Source organism: Eudoraea adriatica DSM 19308, from assembly GCF_000382125.1.
GTDB lineage: Bacteria > Bacteroidota > Bacteroidia > Flavobacteriales > Flavobacteriaceae > Eudoraea > Eudoraea adriatica.
This window is the reverse complement of sequence record NZ_KB907552.1, coordinates 4,860-23,589: the sequence shown is the minus strand read 5'-3', so window position 1 is coordinate 23,589 and position 18,730 is coordinate 4,860. Positions and strand designations below refer to the sequence as shown.

Sequence of the window (18,730 nt, the reverse complement as noted above, 5' to 3'; positions counted from 1 at the left end):
TTATGGTTTATAAAATTAAAAACAAGGTAAAAGGAGTCCTTAATTTAAGGCGAAGGGCGCACTAAATTTAAAAGAGGGAATGTATACTCTGAATTTTTCGTTCGTTGTGAAGTTTACCATATTGTAGTGGCCTTTCATAGCTCCTATAGGAGATGCAAGAAGGCATCCTGAACTATAGGTATGGGATTCACCAGGCCTGATAACCGGCTTTTTTCCGATGACACCTTCACCATCCAAAACTTCAAAATCATTTAAAGCATCGTATATCTGCCAATGCCTTGATGTTAACTGAACAGAATCCTTACTTTGATTTTCAATTGTAATGGTATAACCAAAAGCAAAATGCATTTTATAGTTTTTGAAGAAAGTACCTTCAAAACTTGTATTTACCGAAATTTTTATGCCTTTAGTTACTTGAGTAATCATCTTTTTCATGCTATTAGATAACGGTAAATCTCTAAATGAGTAGCATAGCCGTTAGAATTGCTAAAATATAAAAAAACGAATTATACCTGCTCTATTTAACAATAGTTTGGAATTTTGGTCTAAAGAAATTTTTTCTTCAAACTTTATACAGGCAGGAGAAAAACAGTACTTCTGACAATTCTCCCATTTAATAAAGCTTTGTAAAAAAACTACTTACGCGGGCAAGATAAATAATAGGAAGTGATATTGAAAACTTAACATTGAATTATCGGTGTATGTATGTTTTTTTCTGATGAATTTATGCGTTGTAACTTATTAAATACCGCGTATTTGAAGAATTTTTGTGGTTATTAAAAATCCGGAAAAGGAGTCAAAACCCGCGGAAGGTAAAATGATTTGCTCTAAAATGATCTTAAAAGACGGAATAACCTTACGCTGGATTATTCGAAGTGTGGTACAATAGAATGATTTAAGTAACAAGAGTTTGTTGCAAATAACATTAGTTATTTGCGGCCAATTTTAGAGATTTGAGTTGTTTTATCTTTTTGGACTTTAATTTCTCACGATTATTTTTAGCAAAATCGGTGTGAAATTTGTGATTCTCTAAAAACCTGATTTGCAGGTCTAACCATTGAACATTATCGGAAACGATCCCCAAATGCAAATATTCTTTAAATAGTTTAGCACTAATTTCATCATAGTCTTTTCTCCCCAGGTAGTCTAAATCGGCATCCGCCAAAATTTCTTCATAAAAGGTCTTTGGCTTCTGAGGGACTTTCGTGGCCCTTATCATTCCATTTATTATCTCTATTTCATCCTTAGTGAGAATTGGGGTTAACAAGTCATGTATAGCCATAATACCCCGCTCTTCATGATCTAGTGGAGATTCTGTAAATCCATAATCATGGCAGATTGCGGCAATACGCAAAAGCTTAGCCATTTCTTCCGGAAGATCGTAATATTCGATATAGTCGTTACATACGTTGGCAACATCTATAATATGATCTATAGAGTGATATGAAAGATACTTGGGAAGCTTTTCTTTTAACTGCTCAATGATCTCAAAACATATATTTGGATATGAATTTTTATTTCGAAGCAACATTTATCCCAATCCTAAGAATTATAAGTGTATAGATTAAAACCCAATGTTAAGAAAATTATTGTAATAACCCGATTTAATTGTCATTAAAAAATTATTTTATTACTTACTAAATGGTTAAAATACAATACCTTACACAAGTGCAAGCCGGTGCGTTGATTGGATTCAGAAATTAAGTCGTAATGACGCAATGGACTTAACAAAAGATATTATTTTTTGGCGCTGCTGACGCACTGTTAATAAAAAATATACTGTTTGCGAAGGTTAATGAAAAGTTTTTAGTTGGTAATGTTTTCAGAGTTTGTAGTACCTATTCCGATTATGCTATCATATAAATCACCAAAATTTCTGTAGTAAACCAGTATTAAATAATTATTCTCTGTAAAATTAAAGTTACCACATATTTTATTCAGGTCTACCCGGCCATCCTCATTTTTAAGTACATATTTATAATTGTAAAACCCCTGCTTAATTTTTATTGTGGCCTCCATATTTCCTGTTTCAGCATTATAAATCATTTTGTTCGCTTCCTCAAGAGCATAGTTGTTGTATTTACCATAGACATAAATCTCATTTAATCCAATATCCATTGTGTAGGGGAGGCTGAAATGAATCATTGAATATTCTGATTCCCGCGACGGATCTTCACCTTGCAAAGTACGAATGGTAAAATCGCCATTAATATCCGGAAAGTAGGTATATGCTTTGTCAAATCTATAGTCGTCCGTAAAAAGGTAATGATGGTAAAGATCATCATATTCAATGCGGGAAATTGAAGAAGTTGGAGCTCGCAAATCACTGGTGTCAAAATTCAGGAATTCATTCCCTCCAAAGAAACTGGTTTCCTTATCATATTTATACACCAGTGAATTACCCAACGTAAATTGCGGGGGTACATCAGTGATGACATTAGACCATTGATAATTTTGAATTATGGCAATTTTTACTTCTTTTACTGGATTGATAAGTTGAAGATTGAATGGTGCAATTGTAAATTGTACAGATTGCTTCTGATTAAGAAAATCAAAATTTCTGGAATTTCTGGTCGTTGCTGCAACTTTGGCTAAATCCTTGTAAACCACAAATCTTCTTGAAAATTGAAGTTCGTTGATGGAATTATAAATTTCGAGTACATAATTACCACTTACTTTTAAACTCACCACTTTATTGGGAATCGTTAATTGATAATTAGAGTACGCTTCCAGGGTGTTATAACTATTGGTGTAATTAATAATCCTTTGGTTGTCTGTGCCTCTTAGGTATTGCGACTTTAATAGCTCGGATGGCGTCCAGTCATAATTGCAATACACAATTTTGAAATAATAGTCTTGCTCACTTGCGGTTAAATCATCGAACTCAAGATAAATCGGATCTCCTAATTTAACGACAGGAAACTGGTCATCAGTTGGTCCCTTAAAAATAATGGTCTTTATATTTTCGGGTGGATTTACCTCTTCCTGTATTTGTGAATACACATGGGTTGTAAGGAGAAGAAAAAATATTTGTTTAACAAAAAAACGCATTTTCAGCTTGTTTTTGCAGTAAAGGTAAACAAAATGCATACCGAAAAAAGTCATATCGGTGTAAAGCCCAAAATTATAGTTAATAATTATGAAAACAGTCCCATAAGTACTATTTTTGGTCGAAATTTTGATAAACCAAATGTTTACAATTTATGTCTAAAGACATTAGGATCAGGAAAGGTTTGAACATTAACCTTGTAGGTGTGGCAGAACAAAATACATCCAAAGCAGTTCAAAGTAATGTTTATGCCATCAATCTCCTGGATTTTCATGGAATAATGCCCAAAATGCTGGTCAAGGAAGGGGCAGAGGTAAAGGCAGGTGAACCCTTGTTTTACAGCAAAGATAATCAGGACATGCTTTTCGTTTCTCCGGTTAGTGGAGAATTAATTGAAATTAAAAGAGGAGCCCGCAGGAGAATACTTATGATTAAAATTCTTGCAGACAAGTCTCAGGAACATCTTAAACATAGCGTAATAAGCCCAGGTGCTGATTCGGAAGAAATTAAGTCTATTCTTCTTAAATCGGGCTGCTGGCCATTTATTAAGCAACGACCTTATGATCTTGTGGCAGATCCGGCAGCTACTCCCAAAGCAATCTTTGTTTCGGCCTATGTAACTGCGCCTTTGGCGGCAGATTTGAACTATACCCTAAATGGCAAGGAAGAAGAATTTCAGGCGGCATTGACAGCATTGTCGAAACTTACTCCTGGCAAGGTCCATGTATCCATAGGGAAGGGTTCCAATTCTCCTTTTTCTGAGCTCGAAAATATAGAATTACATAAAGTTTCAGGACCACATCCGGCCGGATTGGTGGGTACTCAAATTAATAAACTGGATCCGATAAATAAAGGTGAAGTAGTTTGGACTGTTACTCCCCAGGATCTTGTAATTATTGGTGAGTTGCTTTTAACTGGTAAATTCAATGCCCAGCGCACTATTGCCCTTGCCGGTTCATCTGTGAAGACTCCAAAGTATTTTACAACGAAAATTGGCGCAGAGATAGCAACATTTTTGTACGCCAGTGGTGTGAATAATGGGAAATTTCGTGTGATTAATGGAGATGTATTGACAGGGAAAAAAACGAGTCCTGATGGATTTCTCGGTTTCTATAACAATACAGTAAGTGTTATTCCCGAGGGAGATGATTACGAATTTTTCGGTTGGAATAAACCGGTTTTTGATAAAATATCTACAACAAGAGCGCTTACATTTTCATGGTTGCAGCCCAAAAAGAAATATGATTTAAATACAAATACAAATGGAGAACACAGGGCATTTGTAGTCACAGGTATGTATGAAGAGGTGTTTCCTTTAGACATTTATCCGCTTCAGCTATTAAAGGCATGTATGGTTAAAGATTTGGATGAAATGGAACAACTTGGTTTGTATGAGGTTATTCCTGAAGACTTTTCATTAACTGAATTTATATGTATTTCCAAGCAGCCGCATCAACAGATAATTCGTGAAGGACTAGATTTATTACAAAAAGAAATAGGATAAAAATGAGCAATAAACGATTGACCTTTAAGAAAAGATTGCATATTTTAAAACACAGGTACAGAGGCAAAAAGATGGCTCCTGCTTTTAATGCCTTTCATACATTTTTGTTTTCACCCGATGAAACCACACATACAGGTTCGCACATAAGAGCAGCCGACGATCTAAAGCGCACAATGAATACGGTAATTATGGCCCTGATTCCTGTGCTTTTATTCTCATTTTTCAATACGGGATATCAACATTATTCGGCAATCAACGGTTTTCCGGAAAATTTTTCAGTTATGGAGCACTTTCTCACCTGGGATAATTTCTGGTTGGGATTTGTGTTGGTTATTCCTCTGGTTATTGTCTCCTACGGCGTAGGTTTACTAATTGAATTCATTTTTGCGGTAATAAAAGGTCATGAAGTAGAAGAAGGTTATCTGGTAACTGGTATGCTGGTACCGCTAATAGTGCCTGTAGATACACCATTATGGATGTTAGCCGTTGCCGTTGTGTTTGGGGTAATTATAGGGAAAGAAGTTTTTGGAGGTACGGGAATGAATATTTTAAATCCTGCCCTGACTATAAGGGCTTTTTTGTTTTTTGCATATCCCACCTGGATGAGCGGAGATAAAGTCTGGGTTCACGGTGCTGTTGAACGCGCAGGTACTGCAGATGCTATTTCTGGTGAAACTATCCTTGGATATCTCGCACAGAACAATACCAGCGAATTTTCGTATTCAGTATCTGATATGTTTTTTGGTTTTATTCCCGGTTCAGTAGGGGAGACTTCCGCTTTTTTGATTTTACTTGGTGGTCTTTTCCTGATTTTCAGTAAAATTGCCAGCTGGCGAATTATGGTAAGTGCGGTAGCGGGTTCTCTGGTTATGGGACTTATCTTTAATGGGATAGTTGATTTGGGCTGGATTGGCGAAAGAAGCACTTTTTACGGATTGATGAGCTTTGATTTCTGGAAACACCTCCTTGTAGGTGGCCTTGCTTTTGGCATTGTTTACATGGCCACAGATCCGGTAACCGGGTCTCAAACAAATAAAGGAAAATGGATTTATGGATTTCTGATAGGTTTTATATCGGTAATGATTCGGGTATTTAACCCTGCTTATCCTGAAGGCGTGTTCCTTGCTATTCTATTGATGAATGTTTTTGCACCAACAATTGATCATTACGTCGTTAAGGGTAATATCAGAAGAAGGATGAAGCGACTGAAGCAGGCAACAATTTTCCCTAAAAGTACGGACGGGAAAGAAGAAGAACTTAAAGTAGAAACAATTTAAGTATGGCATTTAATAAAGAAAATAATAGTTACACCATAGCCTTCGCTGCAATAATGGTCATAATTGTTGGATCGGTCCTGGCCTATCTTGCCTCGGCTTTAAGTGGCAAAATTGCGGAGAATGAAAGATTTGAAAAGCAGCAGAATATTCTCTACGCTATGGGAGTCAATGAAAATGAAGGTGGGGGCAGTGTAAATTTCGTTCCTACAGATAGGGTGGAGGCTGAATTTTCAAAATATATCACGGAACAACTCGTAATAAATGGTGATCAAATCACACAAAATGATGAGGCGTACCTTATTGACCTTAAAAAACAAATAGCTTCTATTAAGAAAGGCGAAACTGCCGAGCTTCCCGTTTTTATAGGAGAAAAAGGAGGAAATAAATACTATATCATACCCATGTATGGAAAAGGGCTATGGGATGCCATATGGGGGTTTATAGCACTTAATGAGAATATGGTAGTCCAGGGAGTTTACTTTGATCATAAGTCTGAAACACCAGGACTTGGAGCGAATATCAAACAGCGTTATTTTTTAGACGATTTTATCGGGGAGTCGATATTGAGCAATAATCAACTGAAAGGCATAGCTGTGGCTAAGGGAAATAATGATCCGGAAAATAATATAAAGGACGACAATGAGGTAGATGCTCTTGCTGGAGCTACAATTACCGGTAATGGGGTTTCGGCAATGATTAGGGAGAGCGTGAATTTATATAAGGACTATTTAGAAACTATTAGAGTTAATTAACAATGGCACTACTTTCAAAGAAAGACACAAACCTGATTTTAGATCCGCTTGCGGATAACAATCCAATTACAATCCAGGTACTTGGTATTTGTTCTGCACTTGCTATTACCGCAGAATTGCAGGCTTCTGTAGTTATGGCCATTTCTGTTCTTTTTGTTTTAGGAGTAGGAAATGTTGTTATATCTCTGTTACGAAATATCATTCCTACGAAGATCAGGATTATTGTTCAGCTAATAGTTGTGGCGACATTAGTAATCATAGTTGATCAGGTTCTTAAGGCTTTTGCGTATGAATTGAGTAAAACACTATCCGTTTTTGTAGGTTTAATTATTACAAACTGTATCATTATGGGTAGGTTTGAAGCCTTTGCTTTGGGCAACGGACCCTGGAAAGCTTTTTTAGATGGTATTGGAAATGCTTTGGGGTATGGAATAATCCTCATAGTAGTAGGCTTTTTCAGAGAATTGTTGGGATCTGGAACCTTATTTGGATTTAAGGTTTTTGGAGATCCGGTAGCTAAAACAGGATTATACGCTACAGGCTATGAGAACAACGGATTTATGATTATTCCACCGGCCGCGTTAATTGTTGTTGGGATAATTATCTGGGTACAACGCTCGAGAAACAGGGCACTAATAGAGGAAAACTAATTTACTTTTTAAGAGAGGGATATGTTAGAACATATAGAATTATTTTTTAAATCCATTTTTATAGATAACATGGTCTTCGCCGTGTTTCTGGGGATGTGCTCGTATTTGGCTGTATCTAAAAAAGTAGCCACTGCGGTAGGATTGGGAGCAGCTGTTATATTTGTATTGGCAGTTACAGTGCCGCTTAACTGGTTATTGGATCAGTATCTCTTAAGAGATGGCGCCCTTGTATGGTTAGGCCCGGAATACGCCGATTATAATTTAAGTTTTTTGTCATTTATTCTTTTTATAGCTACCATAGCAACGATGGTACAATTAGTAGAAATTGTAGTTGAAAAATTTTCACCAGCCTTATACAATTCCCTTGGAATATTTTTACCATTAATTGCGGTTAACTGTGCTATTTTGGGTGGATCTCTGTTCATGCAATCAAGGGAGATCGAAACATTGGGATTAGCGTTTAATTACGGAGTTAGTTCTGGAATAGGCTGGTTTTTGGCCATTTTGGCAATCGCCGCTATTCGTGAAAAGATAAGGTATTCAAATGTCCCTGCACCATTGCGAGGCCTTGGAATTACTTTTATCATTACCGGATTAATGGGAATAGGCTTTCAAAGTTTTGGAGGGATGCTGACCGGTGGGGATGAAGCTCCTGCAGCTATTGAAGAAACGGCGTCCGAAAAGATTGAGGAGAATAAAGTAATAGTTGAAGTTGAAGAAGAATTGGATGAGAAAGAAATTTCTTATAACGACCTAATAATAGAAGAGGAATGATATTAGCTACAAGCACCTTTGGGACCATTACAATTACGGTTATTGCTTTTATGATATTGTTGTTACTGCTGGTGACACTTTTACTTTTTACAAAAGAAAAGCTTTCTCCATCAGGTCCGGTTACAATAACAATTAATGGAGAAAAAAAGATAGAAGTAGCATCCGGAAGTTCTTTGCTTGCTACTTTGGGGAATCAAAAAGTATTTCTTCCTTCGGCCTGCGGTGGCGGTGGGACCTGTATTCAATGTGAGTGCCATGTGCTGTCCGGTGGTGGCGAGGCACTACCTACAGAAACACCTCATTTTTCAAAAAGGGAATTGAATGAAGGGGCAAGACTGGCCTGCCAGGTCAAAGTAAAGCAGGATATGGAAATTACTATCCCTGAAGAAGTATTTGGCATTAAAAAGTGGGAGGGGACAGTAGTACGGAATTATAATGTAGCTTCTTTCATTAAGGAATTTGTAGTGGAAATACCGGAGGATATGGGATACAAAGCCGGAGGATACATTCAAATAGAGATTCCGCCCTGCCAAATAAAGTATTCCGATATAGATATAACTGCACACCCTGAAGAGCATGAAACACCAGATAAGTTTCAGAATGAGTGGGATAAATTTAACCTTTGGCCATTGACAATGAAAAATACAGAAGTGGTTGAGCGGGCATATTCTATGGCTTCTTATCCTGCAGAAGGCAGGGAAATAATGCTGAATGTCAGGATTGCCACTCCACCATGGGACAGGTCAAAGAACGGTTGGATGGATGTAAATCCTGGAGTTGCATCCTCCTACATATTTGCGCAAAAACCAGGGGATAAAGTAACAATATCCGGACCCTACGGAGAGTTTTTTATCAATGAATCAGACTCGGAGATGTTGTATGTTGGAGGTGGTGCCGGGATGGCCCCAATGAGATCTCATTTATATCATTTGTTTAAAACTTTAAAAACCAATCGTAAGGTTACTTACTGGTATGGCGGTCGCTCAAAAAGGGAATTGTTCTACATTGAACATTTTAAAGCATTGGAAAAAGAATTTCCGAATTTCAAATTCTATATGGCACTCTCGGAACCATTGGAGGAGGACAACTGGAAAGTTAAGGAGAGTCTCGATGGTCCTGGTGATGGATTTGTTGGATTTATTCATAATTGTGTGATTGATAATTACTTAAACGATCACGAATCCCCGGAAGATATTGAACTTTATTTTTGCGGACCACCGCTAATGAACAAAGCGGTTCAAAAGATGGGCGAAGATTTTGGTATTCCGGATGAACATATACGTTTTGATGACTTTGGAGGCTAAAATATTTTAAAGAATACAACTTAAAACCGATATTGATCAATATCGGTTTTTTTTGATAAGTAAGTTTTAAGATGAAAGCGCTAACGGAACAGGAATTACACAATCTTGCTATGAACATTGTAGGTAGGCAGCTCGAATCTGAAGGGTATGAATTTATGGGTGTAAACAGCAAACCAAAGAAAAACCCTCAGTTTGTCTGTCTTAAAGAAAAACAACTGCATTTTATTGTTGTACGAAATGTTGTCTATCCCAATGACATTAAATTGTATGACAAGAATCTGATGCTGAAAGTAAAACAGCAGGCCTCCAAATTTGAAGCAAAGACGTATTATGCAGGAGTTGGTTTGTCTAATGCGATTGATCAAAACCTGCCTGTTTATTTAAATGAATCATATATTGTCAATTATGATGGACTTATTGAAGTATAGTTCCAGGTTTTTGATTTTCACATTCTTCCTAGCCACTATTGTTTGCTGTAATCCGGGACCCGATTCCTATGTAAAGAACATGAGCTTTGGAGGTGCTTTGGGAACGTCGTATAGTATTACATACCTAACGGAAAGGGAACTTGATATTCAGAGTGAAATAGATTCTGTATTTGAAGTTATAAACCATTCAATGTCTACATATATTCCGGATTCGGATATATCTAAAATAAATAACGGGGACGCAACAGTCCGGGTAGACCAAATGTTTCGTGAAGTATTTGAACTTTCACAGGAGGTTCATGCTAACACCAATGGTTATTTTGATCCAACCGTTGGTGCTCTGGTTAATGCATGGGGATTTGGACCCGGAGATATCGTAAAGATGGATAGCTCAAAAGTGGACAGTATTCTGCAATTCGTAGGTTTAGATAAAGTCCGATTAAATTCAGACGGGACTATTACAAAGAAAGACCCAAGGATATTTATGGACTTCAATGCAATTGCCAAGGGCTATGCCATAGACCGACTGGCAATACTTTTAGATCAAAAAGATATCGGGAATTATTTGATTGAAGTGGGAGGCGAGATCATTTCAAAAGGAGAAAACAAAATCAAAAATAAGTCCTGGATAGTTGGTATTGATGATCCGCAGATAGAGGAGGGCAGAAGATTAAAACTCACGCTTCAACTTGCAGACAAGGCTATGGCTTCGTCTGGGAATTACAGAAAGTTCAGGGTAGACTCAATAACAGGTCAGAAGTATGTGCATACGATTGATCCTAAAACCGGGTACACGAGAGATTCCCAAATTTTGGCTGTAAGTGTAATTGCAAATAGCTGTGCAAAGGCAGATGCTTATGCCACCGCAATGATGGCAATGGAATTACCTGAATCTAAAAAAGTGCTGAACCAGCAGGAAGAGCTTGATGCCTATATTATTTATCTTGAAAAGGATGGGGAGGTTGCAGAATTTATGACTCCCGGATTTAAAAAATTAGTAGTGCGTTAATTATTTAGTTACGAAAGGAATTAATTCTCCCTTTGCCAATCTGTATTTTTCAATTTCAGCATCAGTCATCATTGCCGTATAATCAACAGCTTTTACAATAAAACCGGCCTCCTTTAATCGATCAAAATAATCCCGCCCATAAATCCGGACATGATCGTATTGCCCAAAAATTTTAGCCCTTTCTTTTTTATCTGTAATAGAATTATCCTCATAGGTAACTTCTCTTTTTAAATCCTGTGGTATTTGCAAAATACCCCAACCAGAAGGTTTAAGTATACGATATAGCTCACTTAGTGCTTTACGGTCGTCAGGAATATGCTCCAGTACATGGTTACACAATATAACATCAAATGAATCATCTTTAAATGGAAGCGCACAAATATCTGCTTTCACATCAGCAAGCGGAGAGTTTAAATCTGTAGTGGTATACTCCAGATTTTTTAGCTTCTTAAATTTCTTATAGAAAGCCTGTTCGGGTGCAAAATGCAAAACCTTGAGAGGTGCAGTAAAAAAATTGGTCTCATCCTTCAGATATAACCATAATAGCCGGTGTCTTTCCAGAGAAAGGGTAGAGGGTGACAGTACATTTTCCCTGGGGTTTTCATATCCATACGGCAGGAAACTTTTGAATTGCCTTCCATCAATCGGATCTGTATATTTATCCCCTTTAAGTGTCAATGCGAGTATTGGTCTGGCCAGGTAACTCAGTTGAATTAATAATGGCCTGGGGATTTTGTTGAGGACAAATTTGAATAGTTTTTTCAAAACCCTTATTCTGATTAGAGTTGTAATTTTTTCACCCTAAATTCATCTTCTTCATTACTGGTTATGCCGAGGGCATCATAGATATATTGAAAGGTAGATAGCAATTCCGGTTTCCCATTTATAAGGGCTACATTATGTTCAAAATGAGCACTCGGTTTTCCATCGGCGGTTAGGATAGTCCAGCCATCACGGAGCTGTTTTATACGTTTGGTGCCCATATTAATCATGGGTTCAATGGCCACAACCATTCCGTCAACAAATTTCTTCCCTCTTCCCCGTTTGCCATAATTTGGCATCTCAGGTCCTTCATGCAGCTTTTTTCCAAGACCATGCCCTACAAGTTCGCGCACTACACCGTATCCATGGCTTTCACAGTAATTTTGAATGGCATAACCAACATCGCCAACGCGGTTTCCGGCCTTAAACTCCTTTATGCCTATATATAGGGATTCCTTGGTAACTCTGAGCAGATTTTTGGTTTCTTCTTCTACATTTCCAATCTCAAATGTATATGCATGGTCTCCATAAAATCCGTTTTTTAAAGCACCGCAATCTACGGAAATGATATCGCCATCCTTCAATGGTTCTTTATTTGGAATACCATGCACGACCTGCGCATTCGGACTCAGGTTCAATGTATTTGGAAAATCATACATCCCAAGAAAACCCGGTTCGGCACCATGATCGCGGATAAATTCTTCTGCTAACCTGTCAAGGTAAAGCCCATCTACCCCCGGCTTAATTTCAGAGGCAAGCATTCCCAGGGTTTTAGAAACCACCAAAGCACTTTCTCTAAGAAGTTCAATCTCTTCTATTGTCTTAATCACTACCATGATGCAAATTTAGTACATTAGACCTATATCAACGCGTGTTGGGTCATTAATGCCGGCTTCGGAATTCCCATTAATTTGAGAATTGTAGGAGCAATGTCGCCAAGCACACCATCATTTATTTGTTTTATATCCTTATCTACAAGGATCAGAGGTACAGGATTTGTGGTATGTGCAGTGTTTGGGGTGCCATCCGGATTAATCATCGTATCGCAATTTCCATGATCTGCAATTACTATGGTGGAATATCCATTTTGCAATCCTGCATTGATAACGTCTTCTGCGCATTTATCAACGGTTTCACAGGCTTTTATCGCTGCCTTCATATCTCCTGTATGCCCCACCATATCCGGATTTGCAAAGTTGAGGCACACAAAGTTCACCTCACCTTTATTCAACTCGGGAATTATAGCGTCTCTAATTTCATATGCGCTCATTTCGGGTTTCATGTCATATGTCGCAACCTTGGGTGAGGGACATAATATTCGTTCTTCCCCATCAAAAGGTATTTCTCTTCCTCCGTTAAAGAAAAAAGTTACGTGAGGATATTTTTCTGTTTCAGCAATTCGTATCTGTTTTTTACCATTCTCTGCAAGTACTTCACCTAAAGTCTCCTCAATATTATCTTTGTCATAAACAACATGTACTCCGGTAAATGAATCATCGTAGTTTGTAAGTGTTACATAGTAAAGATCCAATTTGTGCATGTTATGTTCGTGCAAATCTTTCTGACTTAATACTTGTGTAAGTTCCCTGCCCCGGTCTGTCCTGAAGTTGAAAAAAATTACGACATCACCATCTTTAATTTTTGCCTGGGGTTCCCCGGCTTCATCAACCAAGGCTATTGGATTAATAAATTCGTCTGTTATGCCTTCGGTATAGCTATTCTGCATCGCTTCAGATATGCTTTTAAAGAGTTCGCCTTTCCCATTTACCAATAAATCATATGCTTTTTTTACGCGTTCCCATCTTTTATCCCTGTCCATAGCATAATATCTTCCAATAACAGAGGCTAATCTGGTATTTTTATCGGAGCAGAAATCTGTAAGGTCTTCTAAAAATTTAATTCCACTCATTGGATCAACGTCTCTTCCATCTGTAAAGGCATGAATAAATGCATTTTTTACCCCATAATTCTCGCTAACTTCAATAAGACCTTTCAGGTGGTCAATATGGCTATGAACACCTCCATTGCTTACTAAACCTAAAAAATGAACATCCTTATTATTATTTTTTGCATATTCAAAAGCATTTTTAAGTTCTTTTTCTTCTTTGAGTGTATCTTCTTTAACGGCAAGGTTAATTTTTGCCAAATCCTGATAGACAATTCGTCCGGCTCCTAAATTCATATGACCAACTTCACTATTACCCATCTGACCGTTTGGGAGGCCAACATTCATACCGTCGGTGAGCAGATTGGCATTAGGATAATTTTTGTAAAGCGAATCTATAAAAGGTGTATTGGCGTTATCAATAGCCGAAACTTTTGGGTCCGGAGATTTACCCCATCCATCCAAGATCATTAAGATTACCTTTTTGTTCATAGTCTTTTATTTAAAGAATAAGCAAAAGTACACTGATTTACTGTTGTTTGCCAGTATTCCTTCAGGCTTTTTTAAAATTTTTGGGTAGGTCGTATAGTCCTAAATATTCAACTGCAGATAAAGTTGAGTTGTTAAAATTAAGTTATTTATATGTTAATGCTGAAACAATTTGTCATAAGTGGCGTCTATTATAATATAATCAAAATCTATTCATCAATTAAAATCAATTCATCATGAAAAAAGCAATTCTGATTTTTGGAGCAGCATGTTTACTTGCTGTTTCTGGCGTTTATGCCGAGAACAACACAAGCAGTGAATTTGACGGAACAACTATCAATGTTAAAAACCTTGAAATTAATTCCTTTTGCAAAGCCATTCTTAAAGGCGATTTTGAGACCGTAAAAAAATTAATTGAACTTGGAGAAGACGTTAATGAAAAATCTTTGGGTATGACACCTGCCATGTTTGCGGCAAGGTATAACAAGGCTGAAATTTTAGAATTACTTATTCAAAACGGCGCCAACCTATCAGCAAAAAATGATCAGGGATATACTGCCAAGAAGTTAGCAAAACTTTCAAAGGCAAAGGAGGCCCTGGCGGTTTTAGAAGGCCACAATATTTAGAAAAAAGTTTATTCATCAATCATAAAAAACCCTGACATTTTTGTCAGGGTTTTTAGTTTTGATTGGTTTAAAACAAAAAGTGTCCTTGTAAAAGAGTTTACGAAAATTCAATTACTAAAATTCAAATCCTGTAAAAGCCCTGTATAAAAAAGCATAGATGGCCATAGATAACATTAAAACGCAGAAAAAGGAATAAATTTTCAGTAGTATTACAACAAATTCTGGTTTACAGTCATCAAATGCCTCAAAATAAAGACTTTTAAAATGTAATAGCGTTCCCATATAGTTTCATTTAAATTAAAATTAAGCTATAAGGGTTAAATTAGGGGCGTAAAAAGATTGGGAGGTAACGTCAAATATACAAAAAAAAGATTCACATCCCAGAAACAACCCAATAAATCTTATCCGGTCTGATCTTTGTATTTCTCTATAGATTCCTGTATTCTTTCAATTCTATTATCAGGATCCGGATGTGTACTTTGAAATTCCGGAACCCTATCCGGCCCGGCTGCTGCTTTTAAAATCTTCATTACACCGATCATTTCTTCGGGTTGATAATTACTTTGCATCATAAACAAAACCCCAAGGTCATCGCTCTCCAGTTCGTCTTCACGACCATTTGTCAAAAGGGTATTTTGTCCAATACTACCTACCAGGCTACCTGCATCTGCACCCACACTGGCACCCATGGAAACGGTTTTCCAAAAGTTGCTGTCAGCAATACGCTCAGCCGAATGCCTGCCAATTACATGCCCAATCTCATGGCCAAGGACACCTGCCAGTTGTGCTTCATTGAGTTGTTTGAATAATGCATAGGTGATAAAAATCTGGCCACCCGGCAGGGCAAAAGCATTAATAGTCTCGTCATCTGCAAGCAAATGAAATTCGTATTCATAAGGAGATTCCCGCGCAATGCTGTTTTGAACCAGACGGTCTCCAATGACATCAACCAGGGTTTGGAGGCGTTCATCGGGATATAAGCCTCCATATTGATGGGCCACTTCCGGAGCACTTTGCAGACCAATGGCAATTTCTTGTTCAGAGGTCATATTGATATTTTGAACCCTTCCGGTATATGGGTTTTCTTCTTGATTATTCCATCGTTGGATAAGCGCAATTGCAACAATAACCAGGCCTATAACTATTCGAATTTTCCAACTTCCTCTTCTCATAGCAAAATGTTTATTTCAGTTATTTTAAAGTGTAGAAAAATAGACTACAAAAGCTCCGGATTTATATCCAGTATATTGTCTTCAATATAGATTTTTACAAATTCTGTTGTCAAATCATCACTTCCTAAAAAGTCTTCCGCTTTCAATTGTTTTAAAATATTTTTCAGTCTGAACGTTTTAAGCATAGGCCTGGATAGTGGGGCATAGCTGTAGTGCCAGGGTTCATATTTAAACCCTCTCCGTTTTGGGTTATTCGTATAAACCAGGTAATAGTCAAACTTCTCGGAGTTTTCGTCCATCCAGAGTTTGAATTTTTCAAATGGCCCGTCTGTTCCAAATTTACTGGCCACAAGTACATCTCCGTCTACACTGGGATTCCCGTCAATAAGATCTACATCAGTTCCCCAATGGTGTCTGCTTGTGCCTGGAATAGTAGAATACTCAATTATCTTTTCAATTGCATCCAAAGGCTCCATCCCGTCATCCGTATATTTCAAATATTTACGTTCAAAAATGACCGCTTGCCTGTCAAAACTGCGATACCCTGAAACTATCTTTATATCGATTCCATCAGCGAGTGCAGCTTTTCTCATTTCAACAAATGCATCATGTGCTTCCTTTCTTAAATTTATATCCTCACCATAAAGGTCAATATCTGCTTTGCCCATTAGTTCCTCCATGGAATATCTGATCTCTTGCGAAAACAAGTTGCCCGGGACTATGGCAATGGCAAAACCGCCAACTCCACTTCTTTTAATAAACAGTCTTCTTTCCATAATTATTGATTTATTAAGGGGGTTAATATGATTTCCATCCCCAAATCAAAAAAGATACCAAATATCTAATTTACGATTCTTATAAATAATTAATCCTCCAAACAACTACTATCTATTAAAGCATATGCATGGTAGTGGATACACCAAATTTAAGAAGTATTTTTAAGAAAAAATGTACCCTCCAGATGATTATCTGGTGTTAAAGCAGAATGATGTACAAAAAGCCCGGCAAATAACAGTTAGGTTTAGGAAGAGATAACAGTTTAGTTGGAAATGTAAAGATAACCCTGGTGTTTTCGACGTAAGTCATTGAGGGTAATAATATAAAAGTAGATTCCGCTCTCTAATCCGGAATTTCTTTGAATAGCATTTTCCATGTTTGAATAGCCGTTAAACTGTCCATCGTAGTTATCCATACTATACACCAATACACCATATCGATTAAAAATCTGAAGCGAATTATTAGGGGAATTTTCAATACCCTCAATCGTCAGGACATCATTCTGACCATCGCCATTAGGGGTCATATAATAGTTATCCAATTCAATGGTATCAAAGGTTTCCAGCATGTCATCATTGCCACCTATGGTAATTATCTCATAATCGTTGGGAATAAACAGATCTGATGTAACAGAACCATAATCCATTCCACCTTCAACTCCGGTATTCCCTAAATTAACCCATTGGTTTTCAGCTTTGTTCCATCCTACAACCTTGAGATCACTGATAAATTCACCTAAAGCGGCAATATTGCTATAGCCATCCCAGGTAAGGGTTACATAAGAGGGAACATCACCTTCAAGCCTCCAGAATTCTCTGTCGGAGACAGACATATATTCAGATGATTTTTTATCTGTATTATAAATGGCATTCAAGGTTTTTGAATTATTGGGGTCTTCAAAAAAATAGGCACATTTTGCCAGGGCATTTGTTGCCATTGAGCTTATAGTTAATGGTCTTAACCTTTGATCGTCTCCGACAGGAAAAACAAAACTATCTTTATTGGTCATCGCTGCATAACCATATACTTTAGAAACGCTGCTTTCACCTGTATAAAAGGATTTGTCAAAGAAATTTGAATAAACCCCAGATTGCGTTCTGGGGGTTATGATATCACCAGTTATTAAATTTCCATTGTTATTTACGCCTAAAGAAGTCTGAAGCACCAAACCTTCTTCAACAGCAATTTCAGTATCAAAAAACACAGGTGTAAAAGCCCCTGAAACAGTTAAATTTCCAATATCACTGTAAAAGCCAACAAGGCCCATATTCTGGTCAAAACTACCGTCATTTATGAGATCCAAATGCAATCCAACCATTGCGGTTTCATGGATCTGAATGTTACCATAATTATGCAGGGCCTCCTGACCCATAAGCTGAAAGCTCCAGGCAAAAAATACTAATATGGAAAAAAGGAATCTCACTGGTTATCTTAGCTTGTTTATTACAAAACTGGATTCTCCCGAACCACTAAATTGAACAGTTCCTGAATTAGCTTCCTGATATGTAAGAATTGTGATGACATCATTTGCATTAAGTTGCAATATTTCATTTACATGAATGCTGGAATGCTCATGATTTGATTTAAAACTTATATATCCTGATGCTCCAATGGCCCCAACAGCTATGCCATTTATTGCAATTCTGGCATTTACATTTGTGCCTTGCTCTAAGCTTCCAGAAGAGTCTATACCTATTAATGATAAATTAGCTCTTATGTCATATCTGCCCGTGGCCTTGACTATAAGAGTGTTGCCACTAACCTGGTACAAATTATTGCCGTCGTCCTTATAGTCTTCAGTTCCAAATATTGGAGCCTGTGTATTATTTGAATTTAAATTGGTAGAAGTATTTGAATTTGTCCATCGACCACCATAGTTCACTTTTGATCTTTGAATTACGCCTGAGGCATCTACCGCCATAATATCATCGGTGTTATCTGCATTACTCAATGTTCTAAATCTTGCACTACCATTGATATCAATTTTTTCAGTCGGACTATTGGTTGCGATTCCTAATCTATTGTTGGAATTGTCCCAGAATACCTGACTATTGTTTTCGGTTATTTTACCATCGGAACCGGCAAAAAAGATCGAGCCAGAAGTTCCTGAAATTTCGGTACCGTCTAAACCATCAGCTCCAGCGGGTCCCTGTGGTCCTGCAGGTCCCGTTAAACCTATTGGTCCTTGTACACCATCAGCGCCATTGGCTCCTGCTGGTCCGGTAAGTCCTAGTGGTCCTATTGGTCCTTGTATTCCTTGCGGCCCCGGATC

19 protein-coding genes and 1 pseudogene are annotated in these 18,730 nt (G+C 37.5%); 9 read left to right on the top strand and 11 right to left on the bottom strand.

Annotated features, from left to right (window positions below; translation table 11 throughout):
* Nucleotides 1-39: 39 nt before the first annotated feature.
* The 3 genes from apaG to G504_RS0114970 all read right to left on the bottom strand — a co-directional run bounded on the left by apaG (nucleotide 40) and on the right by G504_RS0114970 (nucleotide 3,051).
* The gene (gene apaG / locus G504_RS0114980) at nucleotides 40-426 is read right to left on the bottom strand and encodes a Co2+/Mg2+ efflux protein ApaG (protein WP_026348611.1); all 387 of its coding nucleotides are present in this window, start codon (nucleotides 424-426) and stop codon (nucleotides 40-42) included.
* 499 nt (nucleotides 427-925) lie between these two features.
* On the bottom strand, nucleotides 926-1,531 hold the full coding sequence (locus G504_RS0114975) for an HD domain-containing protein (protein ID WP_019671009.1): 606 nt from the start codon (nucleotides 1,529-1,531) through the stop codon (nucleotides 926-928).
* Nucleotides 1,532-1,806: 275 nt separating this feature from the next.
* A complete protein-coding gene (locus G504_RS0114970; RefSeq protein WP_026348610.1) occupies nucleotides 1,807-3,051 on the bottom strand; it encodes a type IX secretion system plug protein in 1,245 nt (414 codons plus the stop codon).
* A gap of 152 nt (nucleotides 3,052-3,203) precedes the next feature.
* Here G504_RS0114970 and G504_RS0114965 point away from each other — a divergent pair, with 152 nt between their 5' ends.
* From G504_RS0114965 to G504_RS0114930, 8 genes are all read left to right on the top strand, one after another.
* Nucleotides 3,204-4,553 (top strand): Na(+)-translocating NADH-quinone reductase subunit A, encoded by a 1,350-nt coding sequence (locus tag G504_RS0114965; protein WP_019671006.1) that lies wholly within the window; start codon nucleotides 3,204-3,206, stop codon nucleotides 4,551-4,553.
* Between the two features lie 2 nt (nucleotides 4,554-4,555).
* Nucleotides 4,556-5,830 carry an NADH:ubiquinone reductase (Na(+)-transporting) subunit B gene (locus G504_RS0114960; RefSeq protein ID WP_019671005.1) on the top strand — a complete coding sequence of 425 codons (1,275 nt, stop codon included), beginning with the start codon at nucleotides 4,556-4,558 and terminating at the stop codon, nucleotides 5,828-5,830.
* A gap of 2 nt (nucleotides 5,831-5,832) precedes the next feature.
* The gene (locus G504_RS0114955; protein ID WP_019671004.1) at nucleotides 5,833-6,582 is read left to right on the top strand and encodes a Na(+)-translocating NADH-quinone reductase subunit C; all 750 of its coding nucleotides are present in this window, start codon (nucleotides 5,833-5,835) and stop codon (nucleotides 6,580-6,582) included.
* A gap of 2 nt (nucleotides 6,583-6,584) precedes the next feature.
* Nucleotides 6,585-7,232 carry an NADH:ubiquinone reductase (Na(+)-transporting) subunit D gene (locus G504_RS0114950; protein WP_019671003.1) on the top strand — a complete coding sequence of 216 codons (648 nt, stop codon included), beginning with the start codon at nucleotides 6,585-6,587 and terminating at the stop codon, nucleotides 7,230-7,232.
* Nucleotides 7,233-7,253: 21 nt separating this feature from the next.
* Nucleotides 7,254-8,006, top strand: coding sequence for an NADH:ubiquinone reductase (Na(+)-transporting) subunit E (gene nqrE / locus G504_RS0114945; protein ID WP_019671002.1), 753 nt, complete (start codon nucleotides 7,254-7,256; stop codon nucleotides 8,004-8,006).
* Nucleotides 8,003-9,310: an NADH:ubiquinone reductase (Na(+)-transporting) subunit F gene (nqrF, locus tag G504_RS0114940; protein ID WP_019671001.1), complete on the top strand. Its 1,308-nt coding sequence runs from the start codon at nucleotides 8,003-8,005 to the stop codon at nucleotides 9,308-9,310. Before nqrE ends, nqrF begins: the two co-directional genes overlap by 4 nt.
* 71 nt (nucleotides 9,311-9,381) lie before the next feature.
* Complete coding sequence (locus G504_RS0114935; protein ID WP_019671000.1) at nucleotides 9,382-9,738, top strand: hypothetical protein; 357 nt, start codon at nucleotides 9,382-9,384, stop codon at nucleotides 9,736-9,738.
* Complete coding sequence (locus G504_RS0114930; RefSeq protein ID WP_019670999.1) at nucleotides 9,716-10,747, top strand: FAD:protein FMN transferase; 1,032 nt, start codon at nucleotides 9,716-9,718, stop codon at nucleotides 10,745-10,747. The genes G504_RS0114935 and G504_RS0114930 overlap by 23 nt, the downstream gene beginning before the upstream one ends.
* Here the strand turns inward: G504_RS0114930 and G504_RS0114925 are convergent, their stop codons facing one another.
* The 3 genes from G504_RS0114925 to gpmI are packed head-to-tail and all read right to left on the bottom strand — an operon-like array spanning nucleotide 10,748 to nucleotide 13,886.
* Nucleotides 10,748-11,512 (bottom strand): class I SAM-dependent methyltransferase, encoded by a 765-nt coding sequence (locus G504_RS0114925; protein ID WP_019670998.1) that lies wholly within the window; start codon nucleotides 11,510-11,512, stop codon nucleotides 10,748-10,750.
* Between the two features lie 14 nt (nucleotides 11,513-11,526).
* Nucleotides 11,527-12,345: a type I methionyl aminopeptidase gene (gene map, locus G504_RS0114920; RefSeq protein WP_019670997.1), complete on the bottom strand. Its 819-nt coding sequence runs from the start codon at nucleotides 12,343-12,345 to the stop codon at nucleotides 11,527-11,529.
* A 23-nt stretch (nucleotides 12,346-12,368) separates the two neighbouring features.
* Nucleotides 12,369-13,886 carry a 2,3-bisphosphoglycerate-independent phosphoglycerate mutase gene (gene gpmI / locus G504_RS0114915; protein WP_019670996.1) on the bottom strand — a complete coding sequence of 506 codons (1,518 nt, stop codon included), beginning with the start codon at nucleotides 13,884-13,886 and terminating at the stop codon, nucleotides 12,369-12,371.
* A gap of 233 nt (nucleotides 13,887-14,119) precedes the next feature.
* Between gpmI and G504_RS0114910 the strand changes: the two genes are divergently transcribed.
* The gene (locus G504_RS0114910) at nucleotides 14,120-14,509 is read left to right on the top strand and encodes an ankyrin repeat domain-containing protein (RefSeq protein WP_019670995.1); all 390 of its coding nucleotides are present in this window, start codon (nucleotides 14,120-14,122) and stop codon (nucleotides 14,507-14,509) included.
* A gap of 114 nt (nucleotides 14,510-14,623) precedes the next feature.
* Here G504_RS0114910 and G504_RS20100 read toward each other — a convergent pair whose 3' ends face one another.
* From G504_RS20100 to G504_RS19850, 5 genes and pseudogenes are all read right to left on the bottom strand, one after another.
* Nucleotides 14,624-14,791: a DUF6747 family protein gene (locus G504_RS20100; protein WP_019670994.1), complete on the bottom strand. Its 168-nt coding sequence runs from the start codon at nucleotides 14,789-14,791 to the stop codon at nucleotides 14,624-14,626.
* 119 nt (nucleotides 14,792-14,910) lie between these two features.
* Nucleotides 14,911-15,681: a M48 family metalloprotease gene (locus G504_RS0114900; RefSeq protein ID WP_019670993.1), complete on the bottom strand. Its 771-nt coding sequence runs from the start codon at nucleotides 15,679-15,681 to the stop codon at nucleotides 14,911-14,913.
* 44 nt (nucleotides 15,682-15,725) lie between these two features.
* A complete protein-coding gene (locus G504_RS0114895; RefSeq protein ID WP_019670992.1) occupies nucleotides 15,726-16,457 on the bottom strand; it encodes a M15 family metallopeptidase in 732 nt (243 codons plus the stop codon).
* Nucleotides 16,458-16,720: 263 nt separating this feature from the next.
* Nucleotides 16,721-17,881: a gliding motility-associated C-terminal domain-containing protein gene (locus tag G504_RS0114890; RefSeq protein ID WP_026348609.1), complete on the bottom strand. Its 1,161-nt coding sequence runs from the start codon at nucleotides 17,879-17,881 to the stop codon at nucleotides 16,721-16,723.
* 3 nt (nucleotides 17,882-17,884) lie between these two features.
* Nucleotides 17,885-18,730: pseudogene (locus G504_RS19850) on the bottom strand (hypothetical protein); the annotation flags it as partial.

Coding starts and splice junctions, on each gene's coding strand:
- G504_RS0114895 (WP_019670992.1), bottom strand. CDS start 16,457: ATGGAAAGAAGACTGTTTATTAAAAGAAGTGGAGTTGGCGGTTTTGCC.
- G504_RS20100 (WP_019670994.1), bottom strand. CDS start 14,791: ATGGGAACGCTATTACATTTTAAAAGTCTTTATTTTGAGGCATTTGAT.
- apaG (WP_026348611.1), bottom strand. CDS start 426: ATGATTACTCAAGTAACTAAAGGCATAAAAATTTCGGTAAATACAAGT.
- G504_RS0114970 (WP_026348610.1), bottom strand. CDS start 3,051: ATGCGTTTTTTTGTTAAACAAATATTTTTTCTTCTCCTTACAACCCAT.
- G504_RS0114950 (WP_019671003.1), top strand. CDS start 6,585: ATGGCACTACTTTCAAAGAAAGACACAAACCTGATTTTAGATCCGCTT.
- G504_RS0114955 (WP_019671004.1), top strand. CDS start 5,833: ATGGCATTTAATAAAGAAAATAATAGTTACACCATAGCCTTCGCTGCA.
- G504_RS0114900 (WP_019670993.1), bottom strand. CDS start 15,681: ATGAGAAGAGGAAGTTGGAAAATTCGAATAGTTATAGGCCTGGTTATT.
- G504_RS0114930 (WP_019670999.1), top strand. CDS start 9,716: ATGATGGACTTATTGAAGTATAGTTCCAGGTTTTTGATTTTCACATTC.
- G504_RS0114910 (WP_019670995.1), top strand. CDS start 14,120: ATGAAAAAAGCAATTCTGATTTTTGGAGCAGCATGTTTACTTGCTGTT.
- gpmI (WP_019670996.1), bottom strand. CDS start 13,886: ATGAACAAAAAGGTAATCTTAATGATCTTGGATGGATGGGGTAAATCT.
- G504_RS0114965 (WP_019671006.1), top strand. CDS start 3,204: ATGTCTAAAGACATTAGGATCAGGAAAGGTTTGAACATTAACCTTGTA.
- map (WP_019670997.1), bottom strand. CDS start 12,345: ATGGTAGTGATTAAGACAATAGAAGAGATTGAACTTCTTAGAGAAAGT.
- nqrE (WP_019671002.1), top strand. CDS start 7,254: ATGTTAGAACATATAGAATTATTTTTTAAATCCATTTTTATAGATAAC.
- nqrF (WP_019671001.1), top strand. CDS start 8,003: ATGATATTAGCTACAAGCACCTTTGGGACCATTACAATTACGGTTATT.
- G504_RS0114935 (WP_019671000.1), top strand. CDS start 9,382: ATGAAAGCGCTAACGGAACAGGAATTACACAATCTTGCTATGAACATT.
- G504_RS0114975 (WP_019671009.1), bottom strand. CDS start 1,531: ATGTTGCTTCGAAATAAAAATTCATATCCAAATATATGTTTTGAGATC.
- G504_RS0114960 (WP_019671005.1), top strand. CDS start 4,556: ATGAGCAATAAACGATTGACCTTTAAGAAAAGATTGCATATTTTAAAA.